This is a genomic window from Lacticaseibacillus huelsenbergensis, from assembly GCF_029726355.1.
Taxonomy (GTDB): Bacteria; Bacillota; Bacilli; order Lactobacillales; family Lactobacillaceae; genus Lacticaseibacillus; species Lacticaseibacillus casei.
Window position 1 is genome coordinate 1,189,414 of the sequence record NZ_CP120687.1, and the last position, 16,794, is coordinate 1,206,207.

The 16,794-nt window shown below is 48.8% G+C and carries 16 protein-coding genes and 1 other annotated feature; of the genes, 5 read left to right on the forward strand and 11 right to left on the reverse strand.

The annotated features are described in order from the left end of the window. Window positions 1–34 precede the first annotated feature (34 nt). Window positions 35–874 carry a MetQ/NlpA family ABC transporter substrate-binding protein gene (locus LHUE1_RS05325; RefSeq protein WP_049172691.1) on the reverse strand — a complete coding sequence of 280 codons (840 nt, stop codon included), beginning with the start codon at window positions 872–874 and terminating at the stop codon, window positions 35–37. Window positions 875–1,027: 153 nt separating this feature from the next. Next, window positions 1,028–1,246: a binding site (T-box leader), on the reverse strand. Between the two features lie 222 nt (window positions 1,247–1,468). On the opposite strand from LHUE1_RS05325, the gene LHUE1_RS05330 reads away from it, so the two are divergent. Beyond that, the gene (locus LHUE1_RS05330; RefSeq protein ID WP_049172689.1) at window positions 1,469–2,554 is read left to right on the forward strand and encodes an iron-containing alcohol dehydrogenase family protein; all 1,086 of its coding nucleotides are present in this window, start codon (window positions 1,469–1,471) and stop codon (window positions 2,552–2,554) included. Between the two features lie 71 nt (window positions 2,555–2,625). Here LHUE1_RS05330 and LHUE1_RS05335 read toward each other — a convergent pair whose 3' ends face one another. The 10 genes from LHUE1_RS05335 to rpmH all read right to left on the reverse strand — a co-directional run bounded on the left by LHUE1_RS05335 (window position 2,626) and on the right by rpmH (window position 11,283). After that, window positions 2,626–3,114 carry a threonine/serine exporter family protein gene (locus LHUE1_RS05335; protein ID WP_010490344.1) on the reverse strand — a complete coding sequence of 163 codons (489 nt, stop codon included), beginning with the start codon at window positions 3,112–3,114 and terminating at the stop codon, window positions 2,626–2,628. Between the two features lies 1 nt (window position 3,115). Beyond that, entirely contained in the window at window positions 3,116–3,880 is a 765-nt protein-coding gene (locus tag LHUE1_RS05340; RefSeq protein ID WP_049172687.1) for a threonine/serine exporter family protein, read from the reverse strand. A 210-nt stretch (window positions 3,881–4,090) separates the two neighbouring features. After that, window positions 4,091–4,297 (reverse strand): hypothetical protein, encoded by a 207-nt coding sequence (locus tag LHUE1_RS05345; RefSeq protein ID WP_049172685.1) that lies wholly within the window; start codon window positions 4,295–4,297, stop codon window positions 4,091–4,093. 126 nt (window positions 4,298–4,423) lie between these two features. Beyond that, window positions 4,424–4,645 (reverse strand): hypothetical protein, encoded by a 222-nt coding sequence (locus LHUE1_RS05350; protein WP_049172683.1) that lies wholly within the window; start codon window positions 4,643–4,645, stop codon window positions 4,424–4,426. Between the two features lie 231 nt (window positions 4,646–4,876). Then, on the reverse strand, window positions 4,877–6,778 hold the full coding sequence (gene mnmG, locus LHUE1_RS05355) for a tRNA uridine-5-carboxymethylaminomethyl(34) synthesis enzyme MnmG (RefSeq protein WP_049172681.1): 1,902 nt from the start codon (window positions 6,776–6,778) through the stop codon (window positions 4,877–4,879). A gap of 40 nt (window positions 6,779–6,818) precedes the next feature. Then, window positions 6,819–8,207, reverse strand: a complete 1,389-nt coding sequence (gene mnmE, locus LHUE1_RS05360) for a tRNA uridine-5-carboxymethylaminomethyl(34) synthesis GTPase MnmE (protein WP_049172679.1) — start codon at window positions 8,205–8,207, stop codon at window positions 6,819–6,821. A gap of 475 nt (window positions 8,208–8,682) precedes the next feature. Continuing rightward, window positions 8,683–9,450, reverse strand: a complete 768-nt coding sequence (gene jag, locus LHUE1_RS05365; protein ID WP_049172673.1) for an RNA-binding cell elongation regulator Jag/EloR — start codon at window positions 9,448–9,450, stop codon at window positions 8,683–8,685. A 17-nt stretch (window positions 9,451–9,467) separates the two neighbouring features. After that, window positions 9,468–10,304, reverse strand: coding sequence for a membrane protein insertase YidC (gene yidC / locus LHUE1_RS05370; RefSeq protein WP_010490329.1), 837 nt, complete (start codon window positions 10,302–10,304; stop codon window positions 9,468–9,470). Window positions 10,305–10,333: 29 nt separating this feature from the next. After that, a complete protein-coding gene (gene rnpA, locus LHUE1_RS05375) occupies window positions 10,334–10,690 on the reverse strand; it encodes a ribonuclease P protein component (protein ID WP_010490327.1) in 357 nt (118 codons plus the stop codon). A 452-nt stretch (window positions 10,691–11,142) separates the two neighbouring features. Beyond that, window positions 11,143–11,283, reverse strand: coding sequence for a 50S ribosomal protein L34 (gene rpmH / locus LHUE1_RS05380; protein WP_003568442.1), 141 nt, complete (start codon window positions 11,281–11,283; stop codon window positions 11,143–11,145). 761 nt (window positions 11,284–12,044) lie between these two features. On the opposite strand from rpmH, the gene dnaA reads away from it, so the two are divergent. The 4 genes from dnaA to recF all read left to right on the forward strand — a co-directional run bounded on the left by dnaA (window position 12,045) and on the right by recF (window position 16,754). Next, entirely contained in the window at window positions 12,045–13,394 is a 1,350-nt protein-coding gene (dnaA, locus tag LHUE1_RS05385; protein ID WP_049172401.1) for a chromosomal replication initiator protein DnaA, read from the forward strand. Between the two features lie 172 nt (window positions 13,395–13,566). Beyond that, a complete protein-coding gene (gene dnaN, locus LHUE1_RS05390) occupies window positions 13,567–14,706 on the forward strand; it encodes a DNA polymerase III subunit beta (RefSeq protein ID WP_049172403.1) in 1,140 nt (379 codons plus the stop codon). Between the two features lie 720 nt (window positions 14,707–15,426). Then, window positions 15,427–15,639 carry a S4 domain-containing protein YaaA gene (yaaA, locus tag LHUE1_RS05395; RefSeq protein WP_047106738.1) on the forward strand — a complete coding sequence of 71 codons (213 nt, stop codon included), beginning with the start codon at window positions 15,427–15,429 and terminating at the stop codon, window positions 15,637–15,639. Beyond that, window positions 15,636–16,754, forward strand: a complete 1,119-nt coding sequence (gene recF / locus LHUE1_RS05400) for a DNA replication/repair protein RecF (protein WP_049171969.1) — start codon at window positions 15,636–15,638, stop codon at window positions 16,752–16,754. The genes yaaA and recF overlap by 4 nt, the downstream gene beginning before the upstream one ends. The last annotated feature ends 40 nt before the right edge of the window (window positions 16,755–16,794 follow it).

The following is a 16,794-nucleotide window of genomic DNA, read 5'->3' on the forward strand; positions in this document are numbered from 1 at the left end:
CAATCCCTCTTTTTTAATCGCGTCCACCTTTGACTTAGAAGGCGGGCACGATGGATCCTTTGAATTCCTTGGCAATATAATCCTTAATGGTTTTGCTCTGATAGTATTTCTTGATTTGCTTGATGACTTTATCATTTTGATGCTTGGTTTGTACAACAAAGTAGTTTGGATAAGGATTGTTCTTGGTTTTCTCATGATAAATCGCGTCTTGATTGATCGTGAGTCCGGAATCAAAAGCAAAATTCGTGTTGATGGCGGCTGCCGTCACGTCTTGTAAGTGCGTTGGCAATTGCGAAGCTTCCAGTTCTTCAATTTTTAGGCCCAGCGGATTCTCGACAACATCTGCTTTCGTCGCCTTTTGGCTAATGCCGGCTTTAAGCTTAATCACGCCAGCGGCTTCAAAAAGCTGCAGCGCCCGCAACTCGTTTGACGGATCGTTCGGCACGGCGATCGAATCGCCCTTTTTGAGTGCCTTCAAGTCTTTAATCTTTTTGGAGTAAACGCCCATTGGAAACGCCACGGTTTTGAAAACCTGCGTAATCTTGAAATTCTTGGATTTAATCTGTTCTTTCAAAAACGGCAACGTCTGGTAACTATTCGCGCCCAAATCGCCGTCGTTTAAGGCCACGTTTGGACTGTTGTAGTCGGTGAATTGCTTTAATTTGATCGTTAAGCCATCTTTTTTAGCCAGCTTTGCGACTTGTTTCATGATTAATTCGTGCGGTCCGGCGGTAACACCGACCGTGATCGTTTTGTCTGACAGCTGATTCGCCGATGTCTTGCTGCTGGCGCTACTGCTGCCACAGGCGGTTAGAACGACCAAAAGGCTTAACGCGAGAACTGCTGCCCAGCTTAACTTCAACCATTTTTTCATGTAAGAATCCTCCTGTTATGGGTTGTTTGACTGATAAAATGATGATTTGCATGAAGGGAGCTGACTGTCGTAAGGCGCTTCCTGGCGCAAGAGCCAAGACTAACGCGTTCGCCAGCCCAGAAAAAAGGCCCTGCCGAATCAATTTAATGATTCAGCAGGGCCGACAATGTCGGGGTACCACCCTGGTTCGTTACTGTGTAACCTTAACGATGCCTGTTGACATCGAGACCGTCTAACGCAGGCCTAGTGCGTACCCGACTTATCGCCGGATCCATTCCGCGGTCATTTTCACCAGACGCCTGCATCGATTTCCACCACCCATCGACTCGCTTAAGCTGCGTTTCTGACTACTCTCCGCTTCATGACGTTTCATCATTTTATCAGTTATTTTTAAAGTTGAAAGCAGTTTATCTGCATCTGGGTTAAATGTCAACTGTTTTGTTTCGCCAGTCGTGCACGGGAACATGCCGCCGTTTACGCTAACTTTTTTCTGAAAATCGAATATTTTTTATTTTTTGGTTGACTTCGCTTATCACAGCGCGTATGTTAACAATTATCACATAAGATGAGATTTACATGAGAGGAGTTTTGTCGATGGAGCTGGAATTTGATTTACGCCCTGGAGCCAATCGGTTTGTCAGTGAGGCCGGCGCGCTTGCCTATTTGGATACCATTTTGAAAGATTTCACCAAACCGGTCGTCATTACCGGCGAAAAGAGTTTTGCGGCGTTTGAAAAAGCCTATCCGGGCACACTGGACTTACCGGTTTATCACTACGACGGATCGGCCAGTGACGAAAATGGCCATGCTTTGGCCGAAGCTATCGGTCAGGCGGATGCTGTCGTGGGAATCGGGGCTGGCCGCTTGATCGACACGGCTAAAGTCGCAGCCGAAACGTTGGGTGCCGAACTGATTAGCATTCCGACGCTGGCCTCCAACTGTGCGCCGTTCACCCCGTTAGCCGCGATCTACCACGCACAGGGACATACGTTTAGTTACGTTGAGTATTTTAAAAAGTCGGCTTATATCACGTTGGTTGACTATAACTTACTGCTCAGCACGCCGCATGATTTTTTTGTTGCCGGGATTGGCGATACGCTGGCGAAGTGGTACGAAATGGACGGCATCACCCGCAACAAGATTGACCAGCTGAATGCTTATGGTCAGCTAAGCCGTGCGTCTGCCAAAACCATTCAGGCAATTCTCTTCAAAAATGCCGAGCAAGCCTTAGCCGATTTGGATGCCGGTCGGGACACACCTGCCTTCGAAGCCGTTGCCGACACAATCATTGGCCTAGCCGGAGAAGTTGGCGGGCTCGGCGGCGTTGATGGCCGAGCAGCGGGCGCCCACGCCGTTCATAACGGACTGTCCTACCTGCCGGAAACCCACGCGATTCTCCACGGCTCAAAAGTGGCTTACGGCATTTTGGTTCAACTCGCCACAACCGGGGATGACGATGAAATTCGCAGCCTGATGCCTTTTTATGAAAAAATCGGCCTACCGTTAAACCTCGAGGATCTGCACGTCACCAAGAACGTGTCCCAGAAGATGCAGCAAGTAGCCGAATTTGCCGCACAACCTGAGGAGACCTTTATTTTAATTGACAAGGATCTAACGCCGCAGCAGATTGTATCCGCTATGAAAAAAGTGGAACAAGTTACTAGCGAAGCTGCTGCTTAACGAACTGGTTAGGAAAAGAATACGCCGCTACCCAACTTTATCGAGTTGAGTAACGGCGTATTTTGTTGAACTCATGCTGATTTTCCACCGCGTGATTTTGTCTGTGCTTCAGGCAGTTTGGCGATCAAGCGAATCAAAAACGGGCGGATGGCTTTGAAAATAACCTCGGCCACCACGAACCCCACCGCCAGTGCCATTGCAATCAAAATAACATTATAGATCTGCTGCGCGGCACTGGCGGCTTTTCCCATGGTAAAACTGCGGGCACCCAGATAGGCGATCCCACCTGGCACCAGCGACACGAGGCTAGGTATGTAAATCGTATTCACCGGCACCCGATGGCGAATGGCAAAATAATTCCCTAACAACCCGATGATCACCGTTGCGGTAAAATTCGGCAGCACCAGACTGTGATCCTGTAAACTGATCAGCCAATAGGCGCACCAGGAAACGCCGCCGGTAATCCCAGCCGGCAACAACGCACGCTTGGGAATATTGGTGATGACACCAAAACCGATGCTCGATAAGATGCTAATAATAAATTCAACGAGTAACCGCACGTTAACGCCCTCCCAACACTTGCGTCAAGACAATCGCAATCACGACACCCGATCCGATTGCGCCGGCGACAAAAATGGCATCCACGGTTCGGACGATACCGCTGATAATCTGCCGCGACAGAATTTCACGAATCGCGTTGGTTATCGCCACCCCTGGCACCAACGGCATCAGCGCACTGATAATAATATTGCCGGCATTATCGCCCCAGCCAATATTCATGAGCAACTCTGCCAAAATCGCCACCACAAACGCCCCGGTCGCCTCTTTGAAATAAGGCGTTGTGGTGCGCCGACCGACAAATTCCGCCCCGAGATAACCAAAGATCCCGACAAAAAATGCCCAGGCCAGATCACCGTTCGTTGCTTTAAACAATAGCATCGGCGCCACCGAGACCCAGCCAGCACCAAGAATGCGCGCCCACCAGGGAAAATTAATGACCTGCCGATCAATCCGGGCCACATCGCGTTTCAAAGCGTCAAACGTAATTTTATGCGCAACGAACTCCCGCGAAAGCTGATTCAGCTCATCGACCTTCTGCAAGTTGAACCCACCTAACGACGACTTGATCAACCGCGTCCGGCTCTCATTTTCCAGACTGACAAACACCGCGGTGATCGTGGCATAACAGGCAACCCGTGCCCCGGCAGCGTGCCCGATATATTCAACCGTCGTCTCGATGCGCGAAGTCTCCGCACCAGCATTAAGCAAAATCTCACCGACCTTGCCGCAAACTTCTAAAATTTCTTCTGTATCCGGTTGGCTCATGCGTCTTGCTCCTTATCGCGTTGCGTTTTACTAATTGTCGGCTTTTTTACCGCCAGTGGCAAGCAACCCGCCATAAAATAGTCATTTAAAAACAGCATATCGTGTTTAACACAAATTTTCATCAGTTATCGTGCTTAACCAATGAAAAAAGTGCCCGCCGCAGCAGACACTTTTTCGGCCGTACGCTTATTGCATACATCAAAATTCACATTAAGGTGTATTAACCCCAAAGAAAATAATAAATAACGATCCATAAACCAATAAAATCATGGCACCGCCAATCAGTGTTGCCAGCAAACTTTTGAGCAACACGGAAAACTTGCTCTTCCATAGAATCGCAATCAGGGACAATGCCAACATGACAAAGATAAGCGATAACAACAAGATCAGTAGCAGCCGCGGCCAAAGAATATCCATTCGGTATACCTCATGCTAATGTATCAGCCATTGATCGCGGTTGATCATCGCTGACCGCTTTTAGAATATCAATATTTTCGCTTCAACACAAAGTCTATGCTTCAATCGCATGTTGGCGGGTACCACTTATGCCGGAACAAAAAACAGAAAAATCAAGACCAGCGCAAGCAAGTAGCAACCCTGCACCACAAGCGCTCCCATCGTCCATCCCCGCATAGCTGCCAAGTCAGGTACTTTTTTCATCGTTGTCCATAAATAGATGGCCGGTAGAATGCCAAACACCGGTACCACAAATGCCAAAAACAACAGAAAAATAAACCACAACGACTGGATCAGGTTTTGCTTCATAAGTTAAAACTCCTTTATTGAGGGAGGGACAGTTTTATCTAAGGTCAGTTTCAAAGCATCTACAGGTTAATGGTTCTTATCATAATATAAATTTATTTATTTGAACAGTTTCAATCCATCAATTTCTTTACTCAATACCATCACGCGCATTCGCCGATTCCTAGCCACCTCGGTTCACGCTCATATCAAAAAAGCCAGCGAACCTTTATTCAGGCCCTCTGGCTTCGCTGCTTATTGCGCTACTTTACTAATACGCCCCTGTTCGATATAAACCGACAAAATGGCCACATCGGCAGGATTAACCCCGCTAATTCGGCTGGCCTGTGCGATGGTTGCCGGTTGGATTTTAACCAGTTTCTGCCGCGCTTCCGTTGCTAAACCATTGATCGCATCGTAATCAATGCGTGTCGGAATCTTTTTCCCCTCAAGCCGCTTCAGCTTGGCAACGCTGGCTTCTTCCTTGGCAATGTAGCCGGCATACTTGATTTGAATTTCAACTTGTTCAATCACCCGATGATCCAGTTCCGGATTATCAGGTAAAAATTGCGCCATGGTTTGGTAATCAATTTCCGGACGCTTCAGGAAATCGCTGGCGAGCACGCCATCTTTCAATGGCGCAAAGTGATGGGCTTCAAGCCACGGGTTGACATCCTTGGGCTTTAACCGCGTTGTCTCAAGTCGCTTCAATTCCGTTGTGATGGCCTGGCGTTTTGCCAAGAAATCGGCGTACCGCTTATCACTAATTAAGCCAAGCTCGTGACCCATTGGCGTGAGCCGCAAGTCAGCATTGTCGTGGCGCAACAACAGGCGATACTCCGCGCGGCTGGTCAGCAATCGATAAGGTTCATTCGTGCCTTTGGTGACCAGATCGTCAATCATGACGCCAATGTAAGCGTCGGACCGCTTCAAGGTGAACGGTCCTTTACCTTGAGCACGCCGGGCCGCATTGATCCCGGCCACGATTCCCTGACCGGCAGCTTCTTCATAACCACTGGTACCATTCATCTGGCCGGCGGTGTAAAGGTTCTCAACGATTTTGGTCTCCAACGTCACCTTCAACTGCCACGGCTCAATCACATCATACTCAATCGCATACCCCGGACGCATAAGCTCGGCCTTTTCCAAGCCCGCCACACTATGCAGCATTTTCAACTGAATCTCTTCAGGCATGGACGTGGAAAAGTCGCCGACATAATACTCGGAAGTATCGCGGCCTTCAGGTTCCAAGAACAATTGATGCCGCGGCTTATCCGCAAAGCGCACGATTTTATCTTCAATAGATGGGCAGTAACGCGGGCCAACGCCTTTGATGACGCCGGAAAACATCGGTGCGCGATCCAGATTTTCGCGGATGATTTGATGGGTCGTTGCGTTGGTGTACGTCATCCAGCAACTTAACTGATCTTTGAGATAGACCGAATCAGGCGTGGTAAAGCTAAAATGATTCGGCGTGGTGTCGCCCGGTTGTTCTTCGGTTTTGCTGAAATCGATCGTGTTGCCATTGACCCGCGGTGGTGTTCCGGTTTTAAAGCGGCGTAATTTAAAGCCAAGATGTTCCAGATTCTCCGACAACTTGATGCTTGGCAAACTGTTGTTAGGGCCGGAACTGTACATCAGCTCGCCGATGATAATCTTGCCGCGGGAGCTAGTGCCAGCTGTGAGCACAACACTTTTAGCCCGATAAATTGCGCCAGTTGCGGCCACGATGCCAACTGCTTTGCCGGCTTCGACCAGCACTTCGGTTGCCAACCCTTGTCGTAAATCCAGGTTAGGCGTGTCTTCGATGACGTGCTTCATGCTGCGATGATAGGCAGCTTTATCCGCCTGCGCCCGCAATGCCCGCACAGCTGGACCCTTACCGGTGTTGAGCATCCGCATCTGAATATAGGTGCGGTCGATATTCTTGCCCATTTCACCGCCCAGTGCATCGATTTCGCGAACCACGATTCCCTTGGCCGGACCGCCGAGACTTGGATTACATGGCATGAACGCCAACATTTCCAGGCTAATCGTCAGCAACAATGTTTTTTGACCCATGCGCGCCGCGGCTAAGGCAGCTTCACAACCGGCATGGCCGGCGCCGACAACCACCACATCATACTTGCCGGCTTCAAACTTCTTTACTTCTGGCATCTGTTTTCCTCCAAGAATCTGTTTCTCATCACATTAAGGATTACTTACCTAGGCAAAATTGACTGAATAACTGGGTAATCAATTCATCCGGGGCACTTTCACCGGTAATCTCCCCAAGTTTGTCCCACGCTGCGGTCATATCAATTTGCACCAAATCGATCGGCATCCCGGCATCGATACCGGCAATGACCGCGTCCAGACTTTTGCTAGCCTGGCGCAGTAAGCCGATTTGCCGAGCATTCGAGACCATAACGGTACCCTGACTGTTTTCAATGCCGCCAAAGAAGAGTTTGGCGATCCGTTCATCAAGTTCGTCCATCCCATCACTGGTAGGAATGGCGGTTTTGATGACCTCATTGGGCTTTACTAATTGGTACAGCGCATCTGTGTCGAGTTGCTTGGGTAAGTCTTGTTTATTCAGGACAATCATGCGTTTTTTGTCCGCGGTCGCCGCAATCAATTCGCGATCTTCGGCAGTCAGAGGTTGACTTTGGTCTAATACCAGTAAAATCAGATCCGCCTGCGTGATGGCTTGCCGCGAACGTTCGACGCCGATTTTTTCGACTTTATCGGTGGTGTCATGAATGCCGGCAGTGTCGACCAACTTCAACGGAACACCGCGCACATTAACGTATTCCTCCAGCACATCCCGCGTGGTACCGGCAACATCGGTCACGATGGCCTTGTCCTCATGCAACATATGATTCAGCAACGAACTTTTACCCACATTCGGGCGACCGACAATCGCTGTCGCCAAGCCTTCGCGTAGCACTTTTCCTTGGCTGGCTGTTGTCAGCAGCTGTTCGATGGCTTTTTTGACGGTTTGTGCTTTTTCAAGCAGCATTTTGGTCGTCATTTCGTCTGTATCATATTCGGGATAATCGATATTGACCTCGACCTGGGCTAACACTTCGAGGATCTCCTGCCGTAGCCGTTTAATTAATGTGTGCAGATTCCCATCAAGCTGATTAACGGCGACCTGCATGGCGCGATCCGTTTTTGCCCGGATCAGATCCATGACCGACTCGGCTTCAGTGAGATCAATCCGGCCATTTAAAAAGGCCCGTTTGGTAAATTCGCCTGGCTCGGCCATGCGGGCCCCTTCGCCAAGCAATAATTGCAAAATGCGATTGGTCGCAACAATGCCGCCGTGACAATTGATTTCAACCACGTCTTCGCGGGTGAACGTCTTTGGCGCCAACATCACACTCACCATCACTTCATCAATCAAGTCGCCGGTTTCCGGATCGACAATGTGGCCATAGTGAATCGTATGACTTTTGACCTGCGTGAGGTCTTTGCCTTTGAAGACTTTGTTGGCAGTTGTGACGGCGGTTTCGCCGCTGAGCCGGACAATGCTGATCGCACCTTCGCCAGGCGGTGTCGAAATCGCTGCGATGGTGTCGTAAGCAGTGATAGATGTGGACATAACGGAAGACTCTCCTTTTTTTGATGGTTTGTGAGTTGGGTAGGTTTGGGATGGTTTGGAGGCATTGGTTGAAGCTATGGGTGGGTCGTTTTGTCCGCGGCTCTCCATAACGCGTTCGCCAGCCCAGAAGCCTGCGTGTAAGGACCTCGGTCGCAATGGCCAAGATCGGGCCATCACGCCCAAGGCCACTTACACTCCGGCTTCTAACCGGGCTGGCTCACGCTCACTTCATAACGCGCTCCCCGGCGCAGAAGCCTGCGTGTAAGGACCTTGGTCGCAATGGCCAAGATCGGGCCATCACGCCCAAGGCCACTTACACTCCGGCTTCTGAACGCGCCGGCTCGCGCTCACAAAAAAAGTGCCGAATCCAGTCTCTTCCCTTGTTTGGGAGAGACTGGATAAAGCACTTTGACTACTTCATCGTTATTAAACTGTGACCATCATACTTAAATCAACGCTGCTTGTCAAAAGTTAGTTACGGTCGTTTTGGTGTGACCACGACGTAACGGCGGGGGTCGACGCCTTCGGAATGGGTGTCGACGTATTGATTGTCGGCTAGGGTCGTGTGAATGGCTTTGCGTTCGAATGATGGCATTGGATCTAAGTAGATCGCCTTGCCGGTTGCCAGAACCTCACGTGCTGTGCGTTCGGCTAAACGTGTAACGGTGGCTTGGCGGCGTTCGCGATAATCGCCAACATCCAGCATGATCGTCCATTTGCTTTTGGCATAATGGTTAAACTCGGTCTGGGCTAAGTATTGAATGGCATTGATAATTTTGCCGTGTTTGCCGATTAACAGCCCTTCCTCATCGGTTTTGAGTTGGAAGTTGACGGTGTTGCCCTGACGTTCGCTGGTGACTTGCGTTTTGATTCCCATGCCGGTGGTGATATCTTCCAGATAGCTTTGCACCATCGCCAGCGCTGTTTGATTGTCGCGCTTTTTAGTGGTGATATCGTTAAACGCACTGGCAATTTTCTTGCCGGCAGTGTCGGTTAATGCCACTGCAAGCTTGCCCGGCCTTGATTTGCCCGCAGGATCATGGTCGGCTTTCGGATCAGGCGCAGGATCGGCTGGTGGCTCCAATGGTTTTAGATTGACAATGGCCGGTTTACGCATGAAGCCTAGGAAGCCGTTCTTGTTTTCCTGAACAACTTGAACGCTGACCGCATCACGTGGTAAGCCAAGTTGCTTCAGCCCGGTTTCGATGGCTTTTTGAATCGTACTGCCTTGAAAGGTTGGCATCTTGCTTCCTCCCGTTGTTATTTACGCCGTTTGGTCGCTTTCTTATACGCCTTTTTGAGTGCCCGTTCTTTTTCCTTTTCCGCCCGCGCTTTTTCTTCACGCTCGCGCCGAATCTTGAATGGGTTTTGAATCAGTAACTGCTGAACCATTGAAAAGGCGTTGGTAACAACCCAGTAAATGGCCAGCGCACTTGGTAAGGTTACTGAGAAAACAAAAATCATCAGCGGCGAAATGATCATCATAATCCAACTGCTTGAGTTGCGGGTTGGCTGAGCCATCATGGATAAAATGCTGGTGCCTAATGTAAATAAGGTAGCCAGAATCTGCATCACCCACCATGGATCGGGTTTGGACAGGTTCATCCATAGGAACGTTCCGGATTGCAGCGATGTTGTTCGCAGAATCGCTTGATACAGCGCAATCAGAAATGGCATCTGAATCACGATTGGCAAACAACCCATCACTGGATTGACGCCCGCAGAAGCATAAAGTTTCTGGGTTTCATCACGCAGCTTGGTCTGAGTTTCCGTGTCCTTAGAACTGTATTTTTGCTGCAGCTCTTTCATCTGCGGAGCGAGTTCCTGTTGCTTGGCCATACTCTTGATGGACAGGTAGCTCAACGGGAAAATCAAAATCCGGATGATCAGGGTGAAGGCGATAATCCCGACACCGGGGTTGCCGCCAAACAGATTTGCCAGCCAGATAACAAATTGGCCGGCCGTGTAAACGACATAACGATCCCAGAATCCGGTACTATGTTCTGACACCGGCGCCGTGCCACAGGCGGTCAGAATGAATACCAGACTCAGCATGCTCACAATGACAAGCAGGCGTTTGATTTGACGATTTTTCACAAATAATCCCTCTCTTAACCTAAGCATGGTCAGATGACCTCGATATCTTCGTTCAGGATGCCCGCCAAGCGCATGACATGAATCAGGTTCTTCTTGGTCTCAGCCATATCAAGCTGGTTAGCGGACTTACGCGCAATGACCAGAAAATCGGTCTGCGGATCAATGTCGGGTTTTAACTCAAGCAAGCTTTGGCGAATATAGCGTTTAATCTGATTTCGCATCACGGCGGTGTGGCCGACTTTTTTGCCTACAGAGATCCCCACCCGAAAATGGGGTTGATCCCGTTTCATGTGATAGATCACAAAATTGCGGTTGGCAACCGAATCGCCGTGGTCAAACACATTTTGAAATTCAGCTTCTTTTTTGATCCGATACGACTTGCGCAATGATGCTCCCTCACAATCTGGTTCTAAGTATACAAGACGAGTTGATGTTTTCCTATATGTATCAGCAGGTGACTGCCGATTTTATATGGTGGATGGGAAATCAGGTGACGAACAAAATGAACGGCAACGACCAACAATCGGGTCATTGCCGTTCATTGGATGGCTGGTGGGGTTTGGTTTCGGGGGATGTGCAGGTGAGCGGTTGGCCGAATGCTCTCGTAGAAACGCGCTCACCGGCGCAGAAGCCTGCACATAAGGACCTCAGCCCTAAATGGCCAAAGACCAGCCTGTTTGCCGATGCTCCCCGAAACGCGCTCACAGGCCCAGAAACCTGCGTGTAAGGACCTTGGTCGCAATGGCAAAGACCGCCATCACGCCCAAGGCCACTTACACTCCGGTTTCTAACCGGGCCTGTTCGCGCTCTTAAAAAAACCACTGACGCGGTCAGTGGCTTAGGCGGATAATACTTTACGTCCTTTAGCGCGACGGCGTGCTAAAACTTTGCGGCCGTTCTTTGTGCTCATTCGCTTCATGAAACCATGAACACGTTCGCGGTGACGTTTCTTTGGTTGGAAAGTACGTTTGGTTGTCATTGACGACACCTCCTATAAAACCCGATTTATCTTTTTAAGATGACTTGCATTATCAGACATCATCCGAGTTTACACGAGGACGCAAGCTGCGTCAAGGTTTTTTCGCTGACATGGTGGATCTTTTTTTGGGCTTTTTGCTGCTCTGACAGTTACTCACTGTTGTTGGTTGACCTGTGGATAAGTTGTGTATCGCAAAAAGCGATCTTAATTGTTATGCACAAATAGCGCACAGCTAATTCGCAGAATCACATGGGTGTTGATATAGTTATCCACAAGCTGTCAGAAGCCTGTTCATATCTTGTGAAACACTTACTGCTACAAGGTTTCGGTTCCACAGACAACATGTGCATAACTGCATTTTTCTGGTTAGTGTGGTGTAGGTGTCCTCAGGGTTGGGGATAATTTGTTCGCACCTTGTTTATTTCGCGAATTTTTGTTTGTGGAAAACTGTGGTTTCTGTGGAAAACTCGGTTCCGCAATGCTAAACTTATTTTTGCAGAACATTTTTCGACCTAACCAAAACCAGCCATTATATTCACTCGTTAGCCGAACTTAATCCTGTCCATCTTGATCGGCCTGTGTTTAAGTCGGCAATTTTAGGTTAAACCACATTTAGCGTTTGCGGATCCACCTGTTGACAACTATAGAAGTTGCCGTGGTTTTTTTATGCGCTGATGCGATGTTCGCGTATCACCACATGTTGGTCATCGGCGGCTTTTTTTGGATGCTGATGACAACCGCTATTTAGAGGAGGGGCGCTTATGCCCAATTTAGAGGAGCTTTGGGCTTACCTGAATGATAAATTCCGTGAAGAGTTGACCCCAGTCGGCTACAGCACATGGATTCAAACAGCCAAACCCGTTAAATTAACCAAAGATAAACTCGAAATCGAAGTTCCGGCATCGTTGCATAAGGCTTACTGGGAGAAAAATCTGGTCACCAAAGTCGTGGAAGGGGTCTACGAGTTTGCCCAGCTTGAAGTCGATCCGGTGATCATGACCAAAGACGAGTTACAGCCGGTCACAACGCATCAGCAACCAACAACTGCCGATGACGATGATCAACAACTGACTTTTAAGGCGAAAACGCATCTCAATCCGAAGTACACGTTTGATCGGTTCGTGATCGGCAAAGGCAACCAAATGGCGCATGCCGCGGCGTTAGCGGTTGCCGAAGCTCCCGGCACGACGTATAATCCGCTGTTTATTTATGGTGGCGTCGGTTTGGGCAAGACGCACTTGATGCAGGCTATCGGTAACCTGGTTTTGGAAAATAATCCAGCCGCTAACATTAAATATGTCACCAGCGAGAATTTTGCCAACGACTTCATTAACTCGATTCAAACCAAGCAGCAGGAGCAATTTCGTCAGGAGTATCGCAATGTTGACCTGTTGTTGGTTGATGATATTCAGTTTTTTGGCGACAAAGAAGCTACGCAGGAAGAATTCTTCCATACGTTCAATACGCTGTACGAAAATATGAAGCAGATCGTGCTCACAAGCGATCGCCTGCCAAACGAAATTCCTAAGCTGCAGGAGCGGCTGGTGTCGCGGTTTAACAAAGGCTTGTCCGTTGACGTGACGCCGCCTGATCTTGAAACCCGCATTGCCATCTTGCGTAACAAAGCCGATGCCGAAGATCTCAGCATTCCCGATGACACGCTTTCCTACATTGCCGGCCAAATCGAAAGTAACGTCCGTGATTTGGAAGGGGCTTTGGTGCGTGTCCAGGCTTTTTCTACTATGAAAAATGAAGATATCACGACCAGCCTGGCCGCCGATGCGTTAAAGGCGCTCAAACTCGATGATCGCAGCGGCCAACTGACCATTGCGCAGATACTGGACGCTGTCGCCAAGTATTTTCAGGTCACCGTGCAGGATCTAAAAGGTAAGAAACGGGTCAAGCAAATTGTGATTCCCCGCCAGATCGCGATGTATCTGGCGCGAGAAATGACCGATAATAGTTTGCCGAAAATCGGCCAGGAAATTGGCGGTAAAGATCACACCACGGTCATTCACGCGCATGAAAAAATTATGTCCACAATGACGACGAATGAAGATCTTAAAGCCCAAGTCGTCGAACTGCGAAATATTCTTAAAAATCGCGGATAATCCACTTGTGGACAACTGCGAAAACCCGCCAAGTTTATCCCTTGCACTTATCCACAGGTGCATAACTTTTCGGCTGTTGTTTCTCAAAGTTTTCCACAGTTTGAACACGGCCTATTACTATTACTTAAAAAGCTTTATATTATATATATAAATAAACGTACGGGAGGCTCTTATGAAATTTACGATTACCCGATCCACATTCTTGAAAACCTTGAATGACGTTGCCCGGGCTATTTCAACCAAAACCACGATTCCGATCCTGACTGGTTTAAAAATCGTCCTCACTGATACGGGGCTGGTACTCACCGGTAGTGATGCCGATATTTCAATCGAATCACGTATCAATATTGCTGATGAGAACAACGATCTTCAAATCGACAGCACCGGAGAAATCGTGTTGCCTGCACGTTTCTTTAGTGAAATCGTCAAGCGGTTGCCGGAAGACAAAATGACCTTGGAAGTCAAAGATAATTTCCAAACCGTCATTACCTCTGGTGCTTCCGAATTTACGATTAACGGCTTGGACGCTAATAACTATCCCCGGTTACCAGAAATTACCGCTGATGAAGCGTTGACCGTCCCAGCTGAAGTGCTGCGCCAGTTGATCAATCAAACAGTTATCGCCGTTTCTAATCAAGAAAGTCGACCGATTTTGACGGGTGTGCATTTCACGATTATGGGCGATCAGTTGGTGGCTGTTGCGACTGATTCGCATCGGTTAGCGCAACGAACCCTGACATTGCCGAGTGCAAGTACCACCAATTACGACATCATTATTCCTGGTAAGAGCCTCACCGAATTGAGTCGGATGCTGAGCGAGGATGTCGAAAAAATCGAAATCCGGATTGCCGAAAATCAGGTTTTGTTCGTTTTCGGTCAAACCGCCTTTTATTCCCGGTTGCTTGAAGGTAATTACCCGGATACCAGTCGTCTGATTCCAACGTCGAGCAACACGCAAGTCGAATTCGACGCGCCGGTCCTGTTGGCATCGATTCAGCGTGCCAGTTTGCTGAGTCACGCAAGCAGCAATAACGTGGTTCGGTTGATGCTCAACATTGCGGATCAAAAAGCCACGATTTACGGCAATTCGCCTGATGTCGGGAATGTCGAAGAAGTCCTCACCTTTAACAAGTTGACCGGCGAGGATCTCGAAATCTCCTTCAATCCTGACTACATGAAGGATGCGCTCCAAGGCTTTGGCCAAACCGCCATCGAAGTTGACTTCACCGCCCCGTTGCGCCCATTCACCTTGGTACCGACGGAAGACAAGGAAAAGTTCATCCAACTGATTACGCCAGTGCGGACGTTCTAAAGCGCGATGGAGCAACTATAAGTACCGAGCATAAAGAGGCTGAGTCATAATTCATAGCCACAATAAAGGACGAACATACTCTGCAGTGATTAGAGGGTATGTTCTTTTTTTTATTTTCCTGAGGTAGTCCGGTGGAATTATTTTAGATATGAGTGCCAAGGCGGAGCAATCGTAGGCCAGAGGGGGCTCAGCTGTGAAATTGTACTAGCCGGGCGATCTTCCCGGCGTAGTACAAGGCCGAGCTTTGAGACTCAGCGGGCTTTGCTGAGGCTCAAAGTCGTGCCCACAGCGTTCCAGCTCCCTCTGGCCGGAGATTGCGGAGTTTGGCACGGCAAGAAACTTATTGCCTAAAATTTTTTAATCGTTCGGAATTTACTAATCTGTGAACGTTCGTACAAAATTATGGTTCATCCTCTTTTTTTCAGCAAAGTTCACCGCCATTACGTCATTTATAAACAAGCCCTCCATAACTAAGCATCCTTAAAAATGGCTTTAGGCTAGTCTAAAAACAGTAGAATTGAAAATTTGGCTGTTTTTGGGCTTTTTAAGGGTTTTTAGTCTAGGGGGGCGTCTTGGTGTTAAATTGGCTCAGAGCCGCTTAAATGCCCGTTTAGAATTGTTTTTTAATGTACAAAAGGGTATAATTGTTATGTGTTCATCTGCGGCAAAGCGCGATTTGATGCGATTTGCCGGTACTTTTCGGATTGGAGGGCGACGACGATGACAACCATCAAAATCACGACCGCATTTTTGACATTGGGTCAGTTTCTGAAAGAAGCCGGTCTCATTGATAGCGGTGGTGCGGCTAAGTGGTATCTAGGCGAGAATCCGGTAACCGTTAACGGTGAAGCCGAAGACCGTCGTGGCCGGAAATTATATCCGGATGATCAGATTGAAGTTGCCGGTCAGACTTATGTGATCGTGAGCGCATGAAGCTGGATCATTTGACGTTAAAGAATTATCGCAATTATGCCACTGTCGATACGGCTTTTTCTCCGGAAATCAATGTCCTGATAGGCGAGAATGCACAAGGCAAGACCAACTTGCTTGAAGCTATTTACGTCTTGGCATTGGCCCGCAGCCACCGAACCAATAGTGACAAAGATTTAATTCGGTTCGGTGGCGATTTTGCGCGGGTTTCCGGACGGATTTCCCGGCAGAGCGGCACCCATCAGTTGGAGCTTGTCATCAGTCATCAAGGCAAACGGGCCCGAATTGATCGGATCGAACAATCGAAACTGTCGCAATACTTAGGACATTTCAATGTCATTTTGTTTGCCCCTGAGGACTTGGCGATCGTTAAGGGAAGCCCGGCTGGCCGGCGTCGATTTATCGACATGGAGTTTGGCCAGATGAGCTCGAAATATCTCTATAACCTGAGCCAATACAAAACGTTCCTCAAGCAGCGCAACGCCTACTTAAAGCAGCTAAAGTACCATCAGGCCAAAGATCTTGTGTATTTGGATGTTTTGACGGATTCGTTAGCTGCCTTTGGGGCCGAGTTGATCACCGCGCGTGCCAAGTTATTGCAAACCATGTCGGGCTATGCTGCGGCGATTCAGCAGGATATTACCAAAGGACGCGAAACGTTGCGCTTTTCGTATCAGACCCAGGTTGATGCGGAGGCGCAACAAAATAGTGAAGCGGCTTATGCGGCGTTGGGTGCGTTGTTTGCAAAACAGCAGGCACGCGAAATCGAACAGGGAACCAGCCTAGTCGGGCCGCATCGCGATGATGTTGCCTTCATTGTGAATGACAAGAATGTTGCCGATTTTGGCAGTCAGGGACAGCAGCGTACCACGGCTTTGGCGGTCAAGTTGGCAGAAATCGATTTAATGAAAGATCAGACTGGCGAGTATCCGGTTTTGTTGCTGGACGACGTTTTGTCTGAACTTGATGCGATGCGCCAGACCCACTTGCTTAAAGCCATTCAGAGCAAAGTCCAGACGTTTCTGACGACCACCAGTCTGGATGGCATTCAAAAAGAAATCATCACGGCACCAGCCATTTTCCGGGTGCAGGATGGGGTTTTGTCTAAACAAGCGTAGGTTTGCTGTATCGGGAAACGTGTTTTTAAGGAGGATAACC

What these genes read in the sequence shown, in the direction of transcription:
- dnaA (WP_049172401.1), top strand. Translation starts at nt 12,045, where the DNA reads ATGCCCAATTTAGAGGAGCTTTGGGCTTACCTGAATGATAAATTCCGT.
- recF (WP_049171969.1), top strand. Translation starts at nt 15,636, where the DNA reads ATGAAGCTGGATCATTTGACGTTAAAGAATTATCGCAATTATGCCACT.
- LHUE1_RS05350 (WP_049172683.1), bottom strand. Translation starts at nt 4,645, where the DNA reads ATGAAGCAAAACCTGATCCAGTCGTTGTGGTTTATTTTTCTGTTGTTT.
- LHUE1_RS05345 (WP_049172685.1), bottom strand. Translation starts at nt 4,297, where the DNA reads ATGGATATTCTTTGGCCGCGGCTGCTACTGATCTTGTTGTTATCGCTT.
- LHUE1_RS05330 (WP_049172689.1), top strand. Translation starts at nt 1,469, where the DNA reads ATGGAGCTGGAATTTGATTTACGCCCTGGAGCCAATCGGTTTGTCAGT.
- mnmG (WP_049172681.1), bottom strand. Translation starts at nt 6,778, where the DNA reads ATGCCAGAAGTAAAGAAGTTTGAAGCCGGCAAGTATGATGTGGTGGTT.
- dnaN (WP_049172403.1), top strand. Translation starts at nt 13,567, where the DNA reads ATGAAATTTACGATTACCCGATCCACATTCTTGAAAACCTTGAATGAC.
- rpmH (WP_003568442.1), bottom strand. Translation starts at nt 11,283, where the DNA reads ATGACAACCAAACGTACTTTCCAACCAAAGAAACGTCACCGCGAACGT.
- jag (WP_049172673.1), bottom strand. Translation starts at nt 9,450, where the DNA reads ATGCCAACCTTTCAAGGCAGTACGATTCAAAAAGCCATCGAAACCGGG.
- LHUE1_RS05340 (WP_049172687.1), bottom strand. Translation starts at nt 3,880, where the DNA reads ATGAGCCAACCGGATACAGAAGAAATTTTAGAAGTTTGCGGCAAGGTC.
- yaaA (WP_047106738.1), top strand. Translation starts at nt 15,427, where the DNA reads ATGACAACCATCAAAATCACGACCGCATTTTTGACATTGGGTCAGTTT.
- mnmE (WP_049172679.1), bottom strand. Translation starts at nt 8,207, where the DNA reads ATGTCCACATCTATCACTGCTTACGACACCATCGCAGCGATTTCGACA.
- LHUE1_RS05325 (WP_049172691.1), bottom strand. Translation starts at nt 874, where the DNA reads ATGAAAAAATGGTTGAAGTTAAGCTGGGCAGCAGTTCTCGCGTTAAGC.